Source organism: Pseudomonas sp. FDAARGOS_380 (assembly GCF_002591235.1).
GTDB classification, from domain to species: domain Bacteria; phylum Pseudomonadota; class Gammaproteobacteria; order Pseudomonadales; family Pseudomonadaceae; genus Aquipseudomonas; species Aquipseudomonas salmasensis.
In genome coordinates this window covers 4,250,681-4,267,766 of sequence record NZ_CP023969.1, presented here as the reverse complement: position 1 = coordinate 4,267,766, position 17,086 = coordinate 4,250,681, and the positions used below count along the sequence as shown (strand labels likewise).

Genomic DNA, 17,086 nt, shown 5'->3' with positions numbered 1-17,086 from the left:
CGTGTGGCCTGGCGGCCAGAGTCAATTGCCTGGCACGCAGGGAAAAGACTTGGCCTCATACCGCTCGCCCTAATGCGCCCTCACTCTTAACCAAGATGGGGGCAATAACAATGGAGCACACACTGAAAAACCGCCGCCTGCGCCAGGCGGTCTGCCTGGGCGTGGCACTGCTGGTGGGCCAGGCGCAGGCCATCGAGTTATATGCCGACGCCGACACCCAGGTCACCGGCAACTTCCTCGCCGTGTACGGTATGTTCAACAGCCCGAAGAACTACGATGGGCGCAGCGGCGGCTCCACCTGGCGCGAGGCGTTCATCAAGTACGGCTTGAGCGTCGAACAAAGCCTGGGCCACCTGGGCGGCGTGTATGGCACGGCCAACCTGGTGAGTTCCGGTACCTGGGGCGATGGCGATGCGGCAGGGCTCACCAACGGCACCGAGCGCACCACCAAGTTTGACGAGGCCTTTGCGGGCTGGCGGTCTGGCGAGTTGTTACCGGCGCTGGGCAAGGATGGCCTGGACCTGTCGTTCGGTCGCCAGATCATCATGCTCGGCGACGGTTTTATCCTTAACGACGACGGCCCCAACCTGGGCAATGGCGTGGGCGACGGCGAGTTCAATCGCGGCGGCGCCTACTACATCGCCGCGCGCCATGCCTTCGATAAAACGGCGGTGATTCGCCTGGGCGGCAAGAACGGTGTGCACGGCAGCCTGATGTGGATCAAGTCCGACAACCGCGCCCAGGCCCTCACCGAAATGGCCGCCGGCACCCTGGAATACACTGCCGCGCCGGGCACCCTGGGGCTGACCTACATTCACGGCATCGACGTGGATGAGCGCTTCGCCACCGACCTGCAGCGCCAGCGCAAAGGCATGAACCTCTACAGCCTGCGCGGCGCCGGCAGTGCCGGTATCGACAACGCGCACTTCGCCTTCGAACTGGCGCGCCAAAGCCGTCGCGACGGCCAGGAAAATGCCGGCTACGCCGAAGCCGGCTACACCTTTGCCAACCTGCCGTGGTCACCGGACCTGACCTATCGTTATGCACGCTATTCAAAGAACTGGGACGGCATGTTCTCAGGCTTCAACCGTGGCTACGGCACCTGGGTGCAGGGCGAAGTGGCGGGCAACTATTCCGGCCCCTTCAACAGCAATACCGCCGTGCAGCACGTGGCGCTCAAGGTCAAGCCCTTGGAGAACGTCACCCTTGGGGCGCTGTTCTTCGACTACAACACCGTGAGTACCCGTGACCAGCCCAATCTGGATGGCCGCGAATTGGACCTGTATGCCGAATGGGCCGTCAACGAGCACCTGATCATCACGCCGCTGCTCGGCCTGTACAAACCGAATAAATCAGCCGACAACGGCGGCAACCAGGTCGGCGGCAACGGCACCAATGTCTACAGCCAACTGGTGGTCGCCGTGCCGTTCTAAACCGCCTCGGGCGCGCAAGGAGGCAGCGCCCGGACCTCGGCATACGCGCCCTGATGATAGAGCAGCGGCGCACGGCCAAAGTCATCAAAGGCCACCACCTTGCCGATCATAATCCAATGGTCGCCGCCGTCCACCTGCTGGTATTTCTCACAGTGAAAACGCGCCGAGCAATCGGCGAATACCGGCGAGCCACCCTCCCCCGGCTCGTATTCGATCAGGGCGAAGCGGTCTTCACGGGGGCGCGCGAAATTGTTGGATAGATGCACCTGGTCCGCCGCCAACACATTCACCGCAAAGTGGCTGGCCTCCTCGAACACCGCATGGCTGTTGGAGCGTTTGTCGATGCTCCACAGCACCAGCGGCGGGTCAAGGGACACCGAGTTGAAACTGTTGGCCGTCACGCCCACCTTGCGCCCGGAAGCGGTGGCGGCGGTGACCACGGTCACGCCAGTGGCAAAGTTGCCCAAGGCGCGACGAAAGGCTCGTGGGTCGAATACGTCAGACATGCAAGACTCCTGGGTGGCCTCTACGGGCCGCCCTGATTGTTGTAGGGAAAACGCGGCTACACCATGCTCGGGTCGGGTTCCAGGCCCATCAGCTCACGGCCGAGGATCTGCGCGCACACGTCATAGTCGGTGTAGGCATGGGCGCCGGTCATATGGGAATCGCGGAACAGGCGCTGCATTTCGTTGTGTTCGAACCAGGCATTGCCACCGGCGGCGGCGAACAGCCGGTCTACCGCTTCGATACACATCTTGGTGGCGTAGGCCTGGTTGGTGCGCCAGAACGCCAGGGTTTCTCGCGTTGGGTAGCGTTGGGCGGCGCTGTGTTCGGCGTGGTCTTGCCAGGTCTTCTCCAAAAACGCCCGGGCGGCGGCCACTTGGTGGGTGGACTCGGCCAGGCGCATCAGCGCCGGGGTCGCGGCGCCGACGGCAGCACCGGTGTAGGCACGTACGCGGTTTTTGGTTTTTTCGCGGAACACCTCCAGCATGCGCTCGGCCACACCGAGGCTGACGGTGGAAAAACCACTGGCGAAATACGGCCGGTACGGCGCGTAGAAAATCTGGCTGTCTGGGTACAAGCCAAAGCCTGCGGACTTGCCTTCCATCATGTCCTTGGCCTTCTGGATACGGTGCTCGGGCACCCAGGCGTTGTCGATGATCAGGGTCTTGGTGCCGCTGCCTTTCATGCCGGCTGCAAACCAGTCATCGCGGATCTGATAGTCACTGCGCGGCAGCACGGCAAAGCAGTAGTCCTGGGTGCCTTCGGCATTCTGGCGACGGCAGCCGACAATCGCCCACTCGCCATGGTCACAGCCGCTGCTCCAGCCCATCTCGCCACTGAAGTACACGCCGCCCTCACCCTCGGTCACCCGGCCGAACGGCGCGATACTGCTGCTGGCCGTGGCATCCGGGTTGGCGCCCCAGATCTCCTCCTGCAACTGCGCTGAGAACAGCGCCAGTTGATGGCTGTGGGTGCACAACAAACTCATGGCCCAGGCGGTGCTGGCGCAACTGCCGGCGAGCAAGGCGATGCAGTCGGCGAATTCGGGCAGCGACAGTTCCAGGCCACCGAATGCCTTGGGCTGGAAGGCGCGGTGCAGGCCGATGCTTTTGAGCAGCGCGATATTCTCATCCGGCACTTGGCGCAGCTGTTCGGCACGGCTGGCGTTGGCGGCAATGGCAGGCAGAAGAGGCTTGAGGTCTTCGAGGAGCGGGTTTGGCTTTTTCATGGACGGCCCTGCTTATTATTGGAAGTCCGGCAGGCGCTCCAAATCGTGGAACGGCGCGGGATGCAGGGCCAGTATCGACCGGCTTGCGCCGGCACAACATGCACGTTCGGCAGGCAAGGTTGTACTTTTCACAGGCACGGCAGGCACAGGCATAAAACCTGGCAGGCACAGTCAAGCCGCGTACCTGCGCGTTAGTTAACCTCGAGTTTTCTTTTGTGAACTGCCAGGAACCTGCCATGAGCGATATCCCGCTGCTGCCTCACGTCGAAGCCTTTTTGCGTCGCCGTCATGGGCTATTCATCGACGGCGCCAGTGTGCGCAGCCACGCCGATGCACGCCTGAGCGTGACCAACCCCGCCACCGGCCAGGTGATCGCCGATGTGGCCGACGCAGACCTGGCGGATATCGACGCTGCGGTCGCTTGCGCCAACCGGGGTTTCCAGTTGTGGTCACAGACCGCACCGGCCACTCGTGGCAACGTGCTGCTGAAACTGGCCGACCTGCTGGAACGCCACCGCGAAGAACTGGCGCAGATCGAAACCTGCCAGTCAGGCAAGATCATCCAGATTTCCCGCGCCTTTGAGGTCGACCAGGCCGCGCACTTCCTGCGTTACTACGCAGGTTGGGCCACCAAGCTCAGCGGCCAGACGCTCACGCCGTCGCTGCCTTCGTTCAATGGCGAGCGCTACACCGCCTTCACTTTGCGCGAACCGGTGGGCGTGGTGGTGGGCATTGTGCCGTGGAATTTCTCGACCATGATCGCCATCTGGAAGCTCGCCTCGGCGCTGGTAACCGGCTGCAGCATCATCATCAAGCCCAGCGAATTCACGCCGCTGACCCTGCTGCGCATCGCCGAACTGGCCATCGAGGCCGGGTTGCCGGCGGGTGTGCTCAACGTGCTGACCGGCGGCGGCCATGTCGGCAAGGGGCTGGTGGAACACCCTGGCACCCACAAGGTGTCGTTCACCGGCTCAGTGCCCACCGGTATTGCGGTGGGCCGCAGTGCCATGGGCGCAGGCCTCACCCGCGCGACCCTGGAACTGGGCGGCAAGAACGCCGCCGGTTTCCTGCGCGACATGGACGTGGACAAAGCGGTGGATGGCATCATCGAAGCGGGCTTCTTGCACTCAGGGCAAATCTGCGCGGCGGCCGAACGCTTCTTCGTGCACCGCTCGCAGATTGACGCCGTGCTGGAAAAACTAAAAGCACGCCTCAGCCGACTGAACATTGGCTCGCCCCTGGACGAACACACCGAATTCGGCCCAGTGACCCACCAGCAACACCAACACAAACTGCTCGGCTACTTCAACCAGGCCCGCGCCGAAAACAACACGATCATCCACGGCGGCCACCTCATCGACCGCCCTGGCTGCTACGTCGAACCCACCGTGATCCTCGCCAACCACCTGCACGACACCCTGCTCAACGAAGAAACCTTCGGCCCCATCGCCACCTTCCTGCCTTACGACGATGAAGACGAACTGCTCGCCATGATGAACCACGGGCCCTACGGGTTGAGCGCCAGCCTGTGGACCAATGACCTGGGCAAGGCCCTGCGCATGATCCCGGCCGTCAAGGCTGGCACCGTGTGGGTGAACATGCACACCTTGCTCGACCCGGCAGTGCCGTTTGGTGGCAGCCGGTCTTCGGGGCTGGGGCGGGAGTTTGGCAGTGCGTTTATTGAGGATTACACCGAGCTTAAGTCGGTGATGGTTCGGTATTGAATGGCTGTAGGAGCGAGCTTGCTCGCGAAAACCGTCAACGATAACGCGTGCATCCTGAATAAAGGCGGCGGCTCTGGTTTTTTCGCGAGCAAGCTCGCTCCTACAAAAGCCCTAACTGAACGGAACCACCGCCTCCGCCTCGATCTCAATCAACCACTGCGGCAACGATAATCCGCTGACGATAATCCACGAAGACGGTGGCGGGTTGTGCGCGAAGCGCTGGCGCAGAGCCTCGGCAATCGGCTCCTGCTGCTCTCGGGCAGATTCGACAATATACAAGCGCAGCATGATCACATGAGACAGATCACCGCCCACCGCGGCTAGCACCTTTTCGACATTGTCCAACGCCGTGGCCGTTTGTTCGGCAACCCCTGGGCCCACCGTACGCTCTTGAGCATCCACGCCCACCTGCCCCGACAGCATGATTCGCCGGCCCTCTGGCACTTCCATGGCCTGGCTGAAACCGTATTGCAGGGAGTTGAATACCGTCGTGGGATTAATAACCTTTCGTTGCATGACCAATCCTTGTTGTCAGTAGGAAAACAAGGCTAACCCAAAGAAACCGCTCAGGATGATGGTTCAACATCCAGCAACATGTTCGTGGGTCAAGCGCTGAACCTTGAGTGCCCGGTGGCCTGATGAAAACGCGCAAACCCACCAGGCAATCACATCCCCCCTGTAGGAGCGAGCTTGCTCGCGAAAACCCCACAGGCGCCGCGCTTACTCAGGAAGCGCGCGTTATCGTTGACGTTTTTCGCGAGCAAGCTCGCTCCTACATGGGTTATTCAGCGTACCCGCAATGGCGCGGTTGTCGGACCGCTCTTACACAACTTTCGGGTTGCGTCCGATGAACCTCGCCGCTAACCTTCGCGGGTCGCTGCAAAATCAGCGAATGGGTGTGGTAGCCCAGTTCTTTCATAGACCCCAAAAACGCTCAAGGGCGTTTTTTTATGCGGGCTGCTTTGTGGCGGCTGTGCATGGGAGGCTTCGGCCTGCCGGGTTTCTATGACCGGTCTACCACCCCGTGTACAGTCGCCTCCTTACTTCGTGTGGTAGCGAAATGGAGGTGCTCATTCATAGGAGCTTCGCCATGAAAAAAGTCACACCCAATCCCCCACCATCCCCCTCGGATGACAACCCGCAACTATCCCCCGATGTCATCTTCACCGTCCGCCCCGGACTCAGCACTGAAGCCGCCTTGAGCAATGCCAGCGAAATGCTGGAGTCCGCGACCGTCTGCGCCTACGACTGTGCCGAACAGCTTGACGGTCACGCCCGCAAGCAGGTGCTGGCGGTGGTGCAGATGATCGAGATTGCGCAGTTGCTGGTAGATCAAGCGCTGAACCGTGAGTGCCCGGTGGCCTGATGAAAACGCACAAACCCAACAGGCAATGACATTCCCTGTAGGAGCGAGCTTGCTCGCGAAAAATCCACAGGCGCCGCGCTTACTCAGGAAGCCCGCGTTATTGTTGACGTTTTTCGCGAGCAAGCTCGCTCCTACAGGGCATTATCGTGCCAGGCTACCAGGTGCCCATCGCCAGGCTGTGCGGTGAAAACTCAGCGAACTGCCAACGCAAGGCCAACGCTGCAGGGCGGCGGACCACATGTTCCACCGTCACCGTCCACAAGCGCTGCGCGCCTTCGAACTCAGCCACTTGTGGCCCACTGAGGATCAACGAAGTACGCCCGGCCACTTGCAGCACGTCGCCGGTCTCAAAATCAACAAACAACAACCCCGCCACCGGGTTGGCGTGCAGGTTGCCGAGGGTGTTGAAGAACAGGTTGCCGGCGAAATCCGGGATGGTCAGCACGTTGCCTTGCACCCGCACAAATCCCGTATTGCCGCCTCGATGGGAGACGTCCACCGAGCGTTCGCCGTGCAGGTCGACGTAGCTGGCGACGAAGAAGGTGTCGGCGTGGCGGATCAGTGCTTGAGCCGCGTCATCCAGGCGGTTGCTGCGCTCGGCCAGGTTGCCGGGTTTGCGCGCAATGCCGGCGACGGGGCGCAGTTGGATGTACTTGGGGCAGTTGCCGAAGGTGTGTACCACCTCGACCGCGAAGCCCTCATCCTCAAGCGTTCCGATGCGACCATTCATGCGGTTGCGGCGGCGGGTGTTGAGGTCGATGCCCAGCAGGCCAATGGCCGAGCCATCCGTTATTCCAGCCCAGGCGGGATCAGTTTTGGAAGGCAGGCTGTCGATCTGCAGCGTGTGCGGATCTGGTGAGTGCGCGAAGCCTGGTGCGCCCTCCAGCATCGTCGCCCAGGGGATGCCCTGTTCGTCCACCACACCCGCGATCAGGTACGGCAGTAGCGGGTAAAAATCGCGGTGCTGCTCAGGCAAATGATCACGAATGACCTTGGGCCCGATCATGGCCATGCGTTCAGAAACGCCGGCACTTTCCTGCATGTGCCGTTCGCCGACATGCCAAGGGGTTGCTTCAATCGAGTGCATGGCGCTCACCTCCGGTTAGAGACTGCAGATGCTGCGCCCACGTCGCGATGGAGAGAATGCCCACCCTGGGCAATCCACTATTACGCCAACTGAAACGCCGGATGCTCGCGCAACGCACTGACGCAGTAGTCGACAAAGCTGCGCACGCGCATCGACGCATGGCGGCCTTCGCGGTAGACCACATGCACCGGCTGCGGCGGCAACTCGAAGGTAGGCAACAGGCGCTGCAACTGGCCGCTCGCCAGGTGTTCGTGCAGCGGGTAACTCAAGGTTCGAATCACGCCCGCCCCCTGCACCGCCGCATTGATCGCGCCTTGGACAGTGGCGCAACTCAGCCGGGCGCGAGCCTTGAGGGTGTAATGCAGGAAATCCCAGTGCACCGGGTCGGCGCTGGCAATCAGATGATGCTGCTTGAGTTCAGCCGGATGCCGGGGTTCGCCCCGGGTCGCCAGGTAAGCGGGGCTGGCGCAAAGGACAGTGCCCACCTGCCCGACCTGCCGCGCAATCAGCGACGAACTGGGCAATTCGCCGACCAGCACCGCCACGTCCAGCCCCTCTACGTGCAGGTTCGGGTAATAGTCGTGGTAATGCGCGATAACGCGCACCGCCGGGTAGCGATCCGCATAGCCGGCCAACAGCGGCGCCATGACATAGCGGCTGAACAGCAACGGCAGGAATATCCGCAAGTCGCCCTGGGCCTGCACATGCAAACCGTTGGCCGAAGCCTCGGCGGCGTCCACCGCTGCCAGCAGGCGCACGCAGTCGGCAAGGTAAGCCTGGCCTGCGTCGCTCAAGCTGACGCCGCGGGTGCTGCGTTGCAGCAACACCACGCGCAGGCGTGCCTCAAGGCGTGCAACCGCTCTTACCAGCGTGGGACCTGAAACCTGTGCATGGCGTGCCGCCGACGCCAGGCTGGGTTGCCCGGCCAGCGCGGTAAACAGCTGCATATCGCGAAAACGCTCCATCAGGCGCGCCGCTTGGTCGCCGCGTTCAGGGCCGGGTCCTGCCCGAGGCGCTGGCTGAGGAAATCCACAAACGTATTGACCTTGGCCGGCACGCGGCCGTTTTGCTGGAACACCACGTGGATCGGCAGCGGCGCCGGTTCGAAATCCTCCAGCACCAGCTCCAGCTCACCCGCCGCCACCGCTGCCGCGACTTGATAAGACAGTACCCGCGTCATCCCCCAGCCCAGGCGGGCCAGGTTGATCGCGGCATTGTTGGCGGTGACCACCAGGCGTGGATCGATCGGTACCTTCAGCGGCTGGCCGGCGTCGATAAATGTCCACTCACTGACCAGTTGGCTGGACGATGACGTGACGAGCTTGGCCTCACGCAACTGCTCGGGGCGCTGGGGCCGCCCGTGTTGGTCAAGATAAGCCGGCGATGCGCACACCACCCGGCGTACTTCGCCGACCTTGATCGCTTGCTGTCCGGATTGGTGCAGGTGGCCGATACGCACCGCTACATCCACACCTTCGTCGGTCATATTGACCACCCTGTCGACCAGCAAGGCGTTGATACTCACCAACGGAAAACGGTCCAGATAATCCCCTAGAACCGGCGCCACATACAGCTCGCCAAACAGTACCGGTGCGGTCACCGTCAACTGACCGCCCGGAATGGAGTAACTGCCCGCCGCCGCTTCCTCGGCCTCGTCCAGCTCGGCAAGGATGCGTCGGCAATCTTCCAGGTAACGCTGGCCGGCTTCGGTCAAGTGCAGGCTGCGGGTGGTGCGCGCCAGCAACTGAGTGCCGATGCGTTGTTCCATGGCGGCAATGGCCCGAGTCACGCTGGGCGGCGAGGTGTTCAGGCGGCGCGCGGCAGCCGCGAAGCCCTCCTCCTCGGCCACGGCCAGGAACACCTGCATTTCATGAAATCGGTCCATCGGCGCCCCTCAGTTGTTATTGCGATTGCAGCCCCACCGCCGTGCGCGGCATGCCAACGAAACCCGGCAGTGCTTCGATGCTGGCCAGCCAGGCGCGTACCTTAGGGTAGTCGGCCAGGGACACATTGCCTTCCGGCGCATGGGCCACGTAGGTGTAGAAGGCGATATCGGCAATGCTGGGCTGCTCACTGGCGAGGAAACGGCTGTGGTTCAGTTGCTGCTCCATCACGCTCAGCAAGGCATGGGCACGATTGATTGCGCTGACAGTGTCCACCTCGGCGCCAAACACCGTGGCCAAGCGCGCCGTGGCAGGCCCGGCATGCAGTGGGCCGGCGGCGGCCGAGAGCCAGCGTTGTACTCGCGCGTGGCCAGTCGGGTCGCTCGGCAGCCATTGGCCGTTGCCATAGGTGCTGGCCAGGTAAAGCAGGATGGCATTGGAGTCGGCCAGTACCGTGCCGCCGTCATCAATCACCGGCACCTGGCCGAAGCTGTTCAGGCGGGTGAGAAACTCAGGCGTTTTATGCGCACCTTGCTTGAGATCCACCAGGATAAATTCGCTCGTCAGCCCCAGCAGGGACAGCATCAGCTCGACCCGGTGGGAGTGGCCGGACAGGGGAAAACCATAGAGTTTGATCGCAGGCTGGGTCATGACAGGCTCCAATGAGTGGGTATCGACGCCAGGGATGTTCTACCGCTGTCTTATTTGGCGGAATGACCAGGATTCACAATCCAGCATTTCATCCAGCGAAACAATCCTTGGTTAAAGCCGCCGCCAGGCTTGGCGTAAGGATTTCATGAAAAAATTCAAACTATCGCCCTGCCCATCGTTCACACCTTCACGTGCAACGTTAAGTAGGAGGCAACATGCAGTACCGACAACTGGGTCATTCCGGCCTGCTGGTATCGGAAATCATCCTGGGCACCGTGCCCTTTGGCGGTCGCGCAGAGTTTGAAAAATGCGGTGCAGTGGACGTGCCCCTGGCCAAGCGCATGTTCGATATGGCGTTTGACGCCGGGGTGAACATGGTCGACACCGCCGACCTCTATTCCCACGGCCTGGCCGAAGAAGTGGTGGGCAAGGCGCTGGGCGACAAGCGCAACGACATTCTGCTGGCCACCAAAGGCCGCAGCCCGGTGGACGACAACCCCAACAACTCCGGCTCGTCGCGCTACCACTTGATCCGCGCGTGCGAAGCCAGCCTCAAGCGCCTGGGCACCGACCACATCGACTTGTACCAACTGCACAACTGGGACGGCATGACGCCGATCGAAGAGACCCTGGAAGCCCTGCGCCTGTTGGTGGGCTCGGGCAAGATCCGCTACTTCGGCACCAGCAACTTCACCGCCTGGCAGATGATGAAAACCCTGGGCAAGGCTGAACTGCACGGGATGCTCAAGCCGATTACCCAGCAGATCTACTACACCCCGGAATCCCGCGAGGCCGAGTACGAGTTGCTGCCCCTGGCCCTGGATCAGCAAATCGGCACGCTGGTATGGGGGCCGATGGGCGAAGGCCTGCTGACCGGCACCACCCGACGCGGGCACAAGCCGCCGGCCAATACCCGCCAGGGCAGCGGTTGGCCGGAACCCTATGTCCACGACCAGGAACGTGCGCTGGACATTATCGAGACCCTCGCCGCCGTCGGTGATGAACACGGCGTCTCGGTCGCCCGCACCTGCCTGGCCTGGCTCAAGGATCGCCCCGGGATCACCTCGCTGATTGTCGGCGCCCGTACCGAAGCACACCTGCGCGACAACCTGGCGGCCACTGAACTGAAACTCACCGAAGCGCAGTCGGCGCGCATCGAAGCCGTCACTCGCCGTCAGCCGTTGTACCCCTATTGGCACCGCTTTACCGCCGGGATTGATCGTTTTGACCCCGCGGAGCAACCGTTCCTGGCCGAGCATCAAAAGACTCTGGATGCGCGCAAGGACAGGTAAAAAAGCCCTCTTGGTGCAGGCTTTTCTGTAGGAGCGAGCTTGCTCGCGAAAAACTCACAGGCGCCGCGTTTATTCAGGAAGCACGCGTTATCGTTGACGTTTTTCGCGAGCAAGCTCGCTCCTACATTTTTGGGGTTGCATGCAATGGCAATGCTGCCTATATTTCCCGCCTGGCGCTCTCTACGCCACCTTCCGCGGAAAGGGCTGCGCCCAAGACATCCCAGCTGCACCTCATTTCTACGACTCCCAACCTTAAAGCGGAAAAGGTTTGTGCAAGGAGCTCGTATGTCGCAACGCCCTTTAGCCTCCACTACCAATGGCCGCCTCAACCTTGAGCAGCAGCGCAAGCGTGCCAGGGAACTGTTGTCGCACCTGAAAAACCAAGACCCCAGTGCCACCTTGGCCCAGGCCCAGTGGCAGCTCGCCAAGCAATTGGGGTTTGCCAGTTGGCCCAAGCTCAAGGCGCATATCGATGCCCTGGACTTTGCTGCGCGCCACCAAGGTTTCGAGGCCAGCGACGAGGCACGCACTCGCCATTGGCGCTGTGGCAATGATATTGCCCACAGCCTGCAAGTGGCGGGGTTCAAGGGCCGCTTTCAGATGCTCAGCGACCCACTGTGCATGGGCCCGGTACGCGACCTTCCCAGCGCCGAATTCCGTCGCCTGCGCAGCGCTTTTATCAGCCAGGCCTTTGCCCTGGCCCCTGCCGATGTAGACCGCCGCGTTGACGATGAATACACCCAATTGGACTCACTGGCCGGCGCCGAACATAGCGTGCTGTGGTGCGAAGCGGATGCCTATGACCAACTGTTCCTGATTCGCGCACTCTCAAGCCTTGAGTGCGCGCCGAAAACACTAGAGTTGATCGAGGTCGACCGCATACCTGGCGTCGAACGGTTTATCGGCATCGGGCAACTGGCGCCCGACGTGCTTGCCTGGCTGTGGCCGCAGCGACGCTTGATCGACGACGCGGCGGTGCACCTGGCCAAACAAGCCTGGTCGGCTTACTGCGACCCCTCGCCAATCAAGCTGGCAGAACTGGCCAAAACTGCTCACCCGAGCCTGCCGATGCTTGCGCCGGCGCTACGCCGCCAATTACAGGAGTTGCCAGGAGTTGAGGATGGACTCTCACTGACCGAGCGCTTGGCGCTGAGGTATCTCGCTGAAAGCGGGCCAGTGGCGTTTGCCCGCGTCTTCGCGGAGTTGATGGCCGAGCGCGAACCGCTGCCGTTCCTGGGCAACCTGATGTTTCATGCGCTGATGCGGCCGTTGATCGATGGCGAGCAGCCGTTGCTGGTGGAAACCGAGATTGATCAACCATGGCCTAAGCGTCCCTTGGCGTTGACGCCACTGGGGTACGCCGTCATAAATGGCGACGCCCATTGGATGGACCACGCCAGCCATGAGCGTTGGGTCGGCGGAGTGTGCCTGAGGCCTCGGCAGCCCCATTGGCGAATGAGCAATGACAACCTGCCCACCTGGGGTGGCTGAGGCTCAATGCTTGGTGAGCATCCCGGCAACGCACGCCATCGCCGCCGGGTCGAGCATTTCCAGGCAGCGGCACAGGGAGTTGAAATCCGGCGATTGCGACAAGGACAAATGCAAGGTCTGGCTGGCCGACACCGGCACCACCGACCGCTGCGCGCACTGCCCGTCATAGATCAGCGCATGCCGGATCATCGGGTTTTCCCGGCAGAACTTCAGCAGGTCGACCTGGCGCGAGCGCACCAGCGCGGTGTTGATGATCAACAGGTCGAACATCACACCATTCGAACGCGTCAACGCCTGCACCTCGTCGAACGAGCTCAAGGGGGCGATGCGGTAGTAGCCCAACTGGTTGAGCATCTTCTCGATCTTGACCCGCTGCAGATGCTCTCCATCGGCGATCAGAAAACGTAACGCTTTATTGGACATAGGCAAACCTGGCAGATGGGCAGCGACGACGATCCTTCAACGCTCGCTACATTACCCGCCAAGGGTGAAGCCTGGCTTTAAGACGATTCCGAAATGGCAACGAGCAGCCAGCCCCTCAAGTGATTAGACTGGCGTGCTGACCATGCCTCCACGCTCTTCGAGACCCAGCCCATGCGCAACCTGTTCCTCGCCAGCCTCTGCTTGCTCACTACCGCCCTCGCAGGCTGCCAGCAACACCCGCCGGCCAATGACCAACTCGACGCCGTGCTCTGGACCCAGACTTCCATCGAGCACGAACTGATCTACCGCCAGCTCTTCGCCAATGCCACCCGCCAACTGGATGTCGCCCTGGCCGACCCGAGCTGGGACGCCCTGCCCTTTGCCCCACGCAACCTGGCCGGCCTGCCCCCGGCGGTGGTGGTGGACATCGACGAAACCCTGCTGGACAACGTGCCCCTCAACGCCCGCGACATCATCAACAATCAGGTCTATTCCTATGACCGCTGGAACACCTGGGTCGAGCAGGCCAAGGCCCAGGCATTGCCAGGCTCGGTGGCGTTCCTGCAGGCGGCCCGGCAAAAAGGCATCCAGGTTTACTACCTCACCAACCGAGAACACAGCCAAGTCGCGGCCACGGCCAAAAACCTGCGTTTGCGCGGTTTCCCGATTGAGAGCGACGCACAGATCCTGGCGGCCAGCACCCCCACCGGCCACTGCGAAAGCGCAGGCTACGGCAAGCAGTGCCGCCGCCAGTGGGTCGCCAGCCATGCCCGCGTGCTGTTGATGGCCGGAGACTCGCTGGGAGATTTCGTGCAAGCCGAACACAACACCCTGGATGCGCAGCGCAAGGCCGTCGAACCCTATGTGAACTGGCTAGGCCAGCGTTGGTTTCTGCTGCCCAACCCGAGCTACGGCAACTGGTATAGCGCGGCGTATGGTGACGATGAGAGCTTGCCGTTTGCGCACAAACGCAGGCTCAAGCAGGGGGCGTTGCTGTTGCAGGAATAGGGTGAAGCCCTGCCATGATGATCGTTCCCACGCAGAGCGTACTCACACCGCCCTGGCCGCAATCGCCTCCACCTCCACCAACGCCCCCGGCAATGGCAACGCCACTACTTGCAACGCGGTGCGCGCCGGTTTGTTCGGCTGTTCGGGCGTGCCAAAGAACTGGGTATAACCGCGCTGCAACCCGGCAAAATCCAGTTTGCCATCGGTCTCTTCGGCGCCGACCAGAAACACCCGTAACTGCACGATGTCGCCCAGGTCCAAGTCGTGTTGACGCAGTATCTGGCGCAGTTTGTTGAACACTGAAACGCTCTGCACTTCAGTGTCGCCATACACCCCAGGTACCTTCGGGTCGGCGGGGTCCGGTAGCGTGCCGCTGACAAACACCAGGCTGGCCGAGGCCGGCACGGTGACGGTTTGCGAGATGGGGAATTCGCCGACGCTGGTGCGTTGGATGCTGTCGCTCATGGTGAGGCTCCTCAGGATGCGGCCAACGCCGCGAGTTGGTGTTGTTGGGTGATGCGCTCGGCCAGTTGTGCGACCACATGGCGCGCCGAGTTGGCTGCCGATTCCTGCCAGATGCCTACGCCGCTTTGCACCAGGCCGTCGCCGGCGAAGTACACCCGGCCATGGGGCTGTTCAAGCAAGGCGTGGGCCTGGGCGGGGAAGTGTTCGCGTTGCAACCACGGGCCTTCGCTGTAGGGGATCTGCTCCCAGGAAACCGCCAGTGGATGGCGCAAATGCCTGGCATAACCTGGATGCAACAGCTCCACGGCTTGCCGAGAAGCAGCGTACTGCTGATCGAGCGGTTGGGCGCCAAACACGTCGGCACCTTCGCCGGTCACGTAACCGGCCACCAGCACGCCTTGGCGAGTGTTGAGGTCGTTGCTGGGGTACCACAGCAGGCGCGCCGGATGCTCGATCCACGACAAGCCGCCGTAGGTACGGTAGTCGGTCTCCCAAAAGCGCGGGGATTGCCAGGCCACCTTGGTCGCCTGGTCGCTGCGGGTGCTGAGCAAGGCCGCCTTGACCGGCGCGCTGAAGTCGGTATCGAGCTTGGCCAGCAGGGGCAGCGGCACGGTGGAGACCAAAAAATCGCCACGCACCACCTGATCACGGCCACTGCGCTGGTCGTGGTAGGTCACCGCCACGCCGTCCTCCAGCTGGCGGATCTGCCGCACCTGGGCGCCCAGTTGCACCTGCTCCTGCACGCGTCGGTAGAAGGCCTCGGTGATACGGTCCATGCCGCCCACCGGCTGGAACATGGTGGCTGAAAATTCCGGGAACTCGGTGTGCAGTAAAGCCCCCCACAGTTCCGGGTGCAGCAAGCGCTCCAACGTCAACGGGCTGCGGCGGGCGGGCAAGGCGCCAGGGTGAGCGGCGGATTCAAGGTGTCCCGAACGCAGGGTGCCCTCAAACGCCAACGCCTGGGACAGGTCGCCATAGACCTGCAAAAAAGCCAGCAGGCGCGTGCGCTCTTCGCCACTCAGTACATCGTCAAGGGCATCGCGTTGCACCGCCTTGGCCAACAAGCCGGATAAATGCCCACGCGTATCGTTGAGCGCCTGGCCGACGCTGAACGCCGCCTGGCTCAGGTCCGGTCGCACCTGGGCACCATGACTGCTGTTGACCAGCACTTCCAACGGCACGCCAAGCTCACTGCAATAGTCGAGGATCGTGCGGTGCTGGCTGGGAATGCGTGCCGGCCCGGCGTTGAAATACTGGCCTGGGTCAAACCCCACCGTCTGCGAGCGACCGTCCTTATAGTCCACGCGGTCGCCGTTACGCAGGGTCCAGGTGCGGCCACCCACGCGCTCACGGGCCTCCAGCACCTGCACGCTGAAGCCCGCGCGGGTCAACTCCAGCGCGGCGACCAGCCCGGCCATCCCGGCGCCCAGCACCAGCACACGGGTGCCCTGCCCCAGGCCGTCCTTGAGTTTCAGCGGTTGCGGTCGGCGGTGTGACGATGGGCCCAGCCCCAACACCGCCAGTGCATCCTTGACCGCTTTCTCACCGCCCACCGCTGCGATACTCGACAGCGCTTCACGTCGTGTCAGTCCCATGTCTGTGCCTCCTTAATCCGGCAGCCCGGGCGGGTTGATCAGCGACTGGTCGACCCGTTCCACATCCAGGCCCCAACGTTGCAGCACCTGTGCGTATTGCCCCCCGGCAATCGCGCCTTGCAGGGCGGTGTGAATCGGTTTGACCAGGCCGTTGTCCTTGCGCGTGGTCACCGCGATATCCGCCTGCAACGGCCAACCACCGTTGACGGTGCCGACGCGCTTGATGCCGCCGGTGATCGCCGCCGAATAGGCGTACACCGAGTTCGGCCCGAACAGTGCGTCGCTGCGCCCCGACTGCACCGCCAGTTGCGCGGCGGCCTGGTCGTCGAAGTACTGCAACAGCGCAGGTTTTAGGCCGGCTTTCTCATTGGCCTCGTTCCAGCCCAGCAGGACTTTTTCCTGATTGGTGCCAGAGCCGACAATGATTTTCAGCCCGGCAATGTCCGCCGCCTGCTTGATCTCAGTGATCGTGCTGGTGCTCTTGACGTAAAACCCGAGCACATCCTGGCGGTAGGTGGCGAAGTCGAAACGCTTTTTGCGCGCCTCGGTCACGGTGACGTTGCTGATCACCGCGTCGTATTTGCCCGAGCTGACGCCCAGGGGCCAGTCTTCCCAGCTGGTCTGCACCACATTGAGTTGCAGGCCAAGGCTGTCGGCCACCAATTGGGCGGTGTCGGCCTCGCTGCCGATGGTGGTCTTGTCGTCACTGGCCAGCAGCGCCAGCGGTGGCCCGGCTACGCCTGACACGGCCACGGTGAACTTGCCCGGCTGGGCGAACTTGAAGCCCGGCGGGATCTGCGCGATGGCGGCTTCATTGCGTGGCGCATGGATGCGCGGGCGGTCGGGGCTGAGGTCCACCTGTTGCACGGCGAATGCGCTGTGGGCAGTGGCCCCGGCAATTGCCAACAGGGCGACACGGGCAGTGGCGATAAACAT

16 protein-coding genes and 1 pseudogene are annotated in these 17,086 nt (G+C 62.5%); 6 read left to right on the top strand and 11 right to left on the bottom strand.

What is annotated here, in order from left to right:
• Positions 1–110 precede the first annotated feature (110 nt).
• Positions 111–1,433: a hypothetical protein gene (locus CRN80_RS20160; protein ID WP_098950886.1), complete on the top strand. Its 1,323-nt coding sequence runs from the start codon at positions 111–113 to the stop codon at positions 1,431–1,433.
• Positions 1,434–1,465: 32 nt separating this feature from the next.
• On the opposite strand, the pseudogene CRN80_RS20155 reads toward CRN80_RS20160, so the two are convergent.
• Together CRN80_RS20155 and CRN80_RS20150 are read right to left on the bottom strand one after the other, a co-directional pair.
• A pseudogene (locus CRN80_RS20155) lies at positions 1,466–1,939 on the bottom strand (flavin reductase family protein); the annotation flags it as partial.
• 56 nt (positions 1,940–1,995) lie between these two features.
• The gene (locus CRN80_RS20150; protein WP_056787186.1) at positions 1,996–3,165 is read right to left on the bottom strand and encodes a p-hydroxyphenylacetate 3-hydroxylase oxygenase component; all 1,170 of its coding nucleotides are present in this window, start codon (positions 3,163–3,165) and stop codon (positions 1,996–1,998) included.
• A 236-nt stretch (positions 3,166–3,401) separates the two neighbouring features.
• Here CRN80_RS20150 and CRN80_RS20145 point away from each other — a divergent pair, with 236 nt between their 5' ends.
• Positions 3,402–4,889: an aldehyde dehydrogenase family protein gene (locus CRN80_RS20145; protein ID WP_098950885.1), complete on the top strand. Its 1,488-nt coding sequence runs from the start codon at positions 3,402–3,404 to the stop codon at positions 4,887–4,889.
• A gap of 111 nt (positions 4,890–5,000) precedes the next feature.
• Here the strand turns inward: CRN80_RS20145 and CRN80_RS20140 are convergent, their stop codons facing one another.
• Entirely contained in the window at positions 5,001–5,405 is a 405-nt protein-coding gene (locus CRN80_RS20140) for a RidA family protein (protein WP_032896352.1), read from the bottom strand.
• Between the two features lie 574 nt (positions 5,406–5,979).
• On the opposite strand from CRN80_RS20140, the gene CRN80_RS20135 reads away from it, so the two are divergent.
• Positions 5,980–6,255 (top strand): DUF6124 family protein, encoded by a 276-nt coding sequence (locus CRN80_RS20135; RefSeq protein WP_032896349.1) that lies wholly within the window; start codon positions 5,980–5,982, stop codon positions 6,253–6,255.
• 154 nt (positions 6,256–6,409) lie between these two features.
• Here the strand turns inward: CRN80_RS20135 and CRN80_RS20130 are convergent, their stop codons facing one another.
• The 4 genes from CRN80_RS20130 to CRN80_RS20115 form a co-directional block, all read right to left on the bottom strand.
• The gene (locus tag CRN80_RS20130; RefSeq protein ID WP_098950884.1) at positions 6,410–7,342 is read right to left on the bottom strand and encodes a pyridoxamine 5'-phosphate oxidase family protein; all 933 of its coding nucleotides are present in this window, start codon (positions 7,340–7,342) and stop codon (positions 6,410–6,412) included.
• Between the two features lie 80 nt (positions 7,343–7,422).
• Entirely contained in the window at positions 7,423–8,307 is an 885-nt protein-coding gene (locus CRN80_RS20125; protein WP_032896346.1) for a LysR family transcriptional regulator, read from the bottom strand.
• Positions 8,307–9,227, bottom strand: a complete 921-nt coding sequence (locus CRN80_RS20120) for a LysR family transcriptional regulator (protein ID WP_032896344.1) — start codon at positions 9,225–9,227, stop codon at positions 8,307–8,309. Before CRN80_RS20120 ends, CRN80_RS20125 begins: the two co-directional genes overlap by 1 nt.
• 16 nt (positions 9,228–9,243) lie before the next feature.
• Positions 9,244–9,876 (bottom strand): glutathione S-transferase family protein, encoded by a 633-nt coding sequence (locus CRN80_RS20115; protein WP_098950883.1) that lies wholly within the window; start codon positions 9,874–9,876, stop codon positions 9,244–9,246.
• Between the two features lie 215 nt (positions 9,877–10,091).
• Here CRN80_RS20115 and CRN80_RS20110 point away from each other — a divergent pair, with 215 nt between their 5' ends.
• Together CRN80_RS20110 and CRN80_RS20105 are read left to right on the top strand one after the other, a co-directional pair.
• Positions 10,092–11,168, top strand: coding sequence for an aldo/keto reductase (locus CRN80_RS20110; protein ID WP_032896341.1), 1,077 nt, complete (start codon positions 10,092–10,094; stop codon positions 11,166–11,168).
• A 285-nt stretch (positions 11,169–11,453) separates the two neighbouring features.
• A complete protein-coding gene (locus CRN80_RS20105; protein ID WP_098950882.1) occupies positions 11,454–12,659 on the top strand; it encodes a DUF1835 domain-containing protein in 1,206 nt (401 codons plus the stop codon).
• Between the two features lie 3 nt (positions 12,660–12,662).
• Here the strand turns inward: CRN80_RS20105 and CRN80_RS20100 are convergent, their stop codons facing one another.
• Positions 12,663–13,082 carry a chemotaxis protein CheY gene (locus CRN80_RS20100; RefSeq protein ID WP_098950881.1) on the bottom strand — a complete coding sequence of 140 codons (420 nt, stop codon included), beginning with the start codon at positions 13,080–13,082 and terminating at the stop codon, positions 12,663–12,665.
• Positions 13,083–13,253: 171 nt separating this feature from the next.
• Between CRN80_RS20100 and CRN80_RS20095 the strand changes: the two genes are divergently transcribed.
• The gene (locus tag CRN80_RS20095; RefSeq protein ID WP_098950880.1) at positions 13,254–14,090 is read left to right on the top strand and encodes a 5'-nucleotidase, lipoprotein e(P4) family; all 837 of its coding nucleotides are present in this window, start codon (positions 13,254–13,256) and stop codon (positions 14,088–14,090) included.
• Positions 14,091–14,132: 42 nt separating this feature from the next.
• Here the strand turns inward: CRN80_RS20095 and CRN80_RS20090 are convergent, their stop codons facing one another.
• From CRN80_RS20090 to CRN80_RS20080, 3 genes are read right to left on the bottom strand one after another with little or no spacing between them, the layout of a single operon-like run.
• A complete protein-coding gene (locus tag CRN80_RS20090) occupies positions 14,133–14,555 on the bottom strand; it encodes a RidA family protein (RefSeq protein ID WP_032896335.1) in 423 nt (140 codons plus the stop codon).
• An 11-nt stretch (positions 14,556–14,566) separates the two neighbouring features.
• Positions 14,567–16,150: an FAD-dependent oxidoreductase gene (locus tag CRN80_RS20085; protein WP_098950879.1), complete on the bottom strand. Its 1,584-nt coding sequence runs from the start codon at positions 16,148–16,150 to the stop codon at positions 14,567–14,569.
• A gap of 12 nt (positions 16,151–16,162) precedes the next feature.
• On the bottom strand, positions 16,163–17,086 hold the full coding sequence (locus tag CRN80_RS20080) for an ABC transporter substrate-binding protein (RefSeq protein ID WP_098950878.1): 924 nt from the start codon (positions 17,084–17,086) through the stop codon (positions 16,163–16,165).

Excerpts from the sequence above, each read along its gene's own strand:
- CRN80_RS20160 (WP_098950886.1), top strand. The coding sequence starts at position 111 with ATGGAGCACACACTGAAAAACCGCCGCCTGCGCCAGGCGGTCTGCCTG.
- CRN80_RS20150 (WP_056787186.1), bottom strand. The coding sequence starts at position 3,165 with ATGAAAAAGCCAAACCCGCTCCTCGAAGACCTCAAGCCTCTTCTGCCT.
- CRN80_RS20145 (WP_098950885.1), top strand. The coding sequence starts at position 3,402 with ATGAGCGATATCCCGCTGCTGCCTCACGTCGAAGCCTTTTTGCGTCGC.
- CRN80_RS20140 (WP_032896352.1), bottom strand. The coding sequence starts at position 5,405 with ATGCAACGAAAGGTTATTAATCCCACGACGGTATTCAACTCCCTGCAA.
- CRN80_RS20135 (WP_032896349.1), top strand. The coding sequence starts at position 5,980 with ATGAAAAAAGTCACACCCAATCCCCCACCATCCCCCTCGGATGACAAC.
- CRN80_RS20130 (WP_098950884.1), bottom strand. The coding sequence starts at position 7,342 with ATGCACTCGATTGAAGCAACCCCTTGGCATGTCGGCGAACGGCACATG.
- CRN80_RS20125 (WP_032896346.1), bottom strand. The coding sequence starts at position 8,307 with ATGGAGCGTTTTCGCGATATGCAGCTGTTTACCGCGCTGGCCGGGCAA.
- CRN80_RS20120 (WP_032896344.1), bottom strand. The coding sequence starts at position 9,227 with ATGGACCGATTTCATGAAATGCAGGTGTTCCTGGCCGTGGCCGAGGAG.
- CRN80_RS20115 (WP_098950883.1), bottom strand. The coding sequence starts at position 9,876 with ATGACCCAGCCTGCGATCAAACTCTATGGTTTTCCCCTGTCCGGCCAC.
- CRN80_RS20110 (WP_032896341.1), top strand. The coding sequence starts at position 10,092 with ATGCAGTACCGACAACTGGGTCATTCCGGCCTGCTGGTATCGGAAATC.
- CRN80_RS20105 (WP_098950882.1), top strand. The coding sequence starts at position 11,454 with ATGTCGCAACGCCCTTTAGCCTCCACTACCAATGGCCGCCTCAACCTT.
- CRN80_RS20100 (WP_098950881.1), bottom strand. The coding sequence starts at position 13,082 with ATGTCCAATAAAGCGTTACGTTTTCTGATCGCCGATGGAGAGCATCTG.
- CRN80_RS20095 (WP_098950880.1), top strand. The coding sequence starts at position 13,254 with ATGCGCAACCTGTTCCTCGCCAGCCTCTGCTTGCTCACTACCGCCCTC.
- CRN80_RS20090 (WP_032896335.1), bottom strand. The coding sequence starts at position 14,555 with ATGAGCGACAGCATCCAACGCACCAGCGTCGGCGAATTCCCCATCTCG.
- CRN80_RS20085 (WP_098950879.1), bottom strand. The coding sequence starts at position 16,150 with ATGGGACTGACACGACGTGAAGCGCTGTCGAGTATCGCAGCGGTGGGC.
- CRN80_RS20080 (WP_098950878.1), bottom strand. The coding sequence starts at position 17,086 with ATGTTTATCGCCACTGCCCGTGTCGCCCTGTTGGCAATTGCCGGGGCC.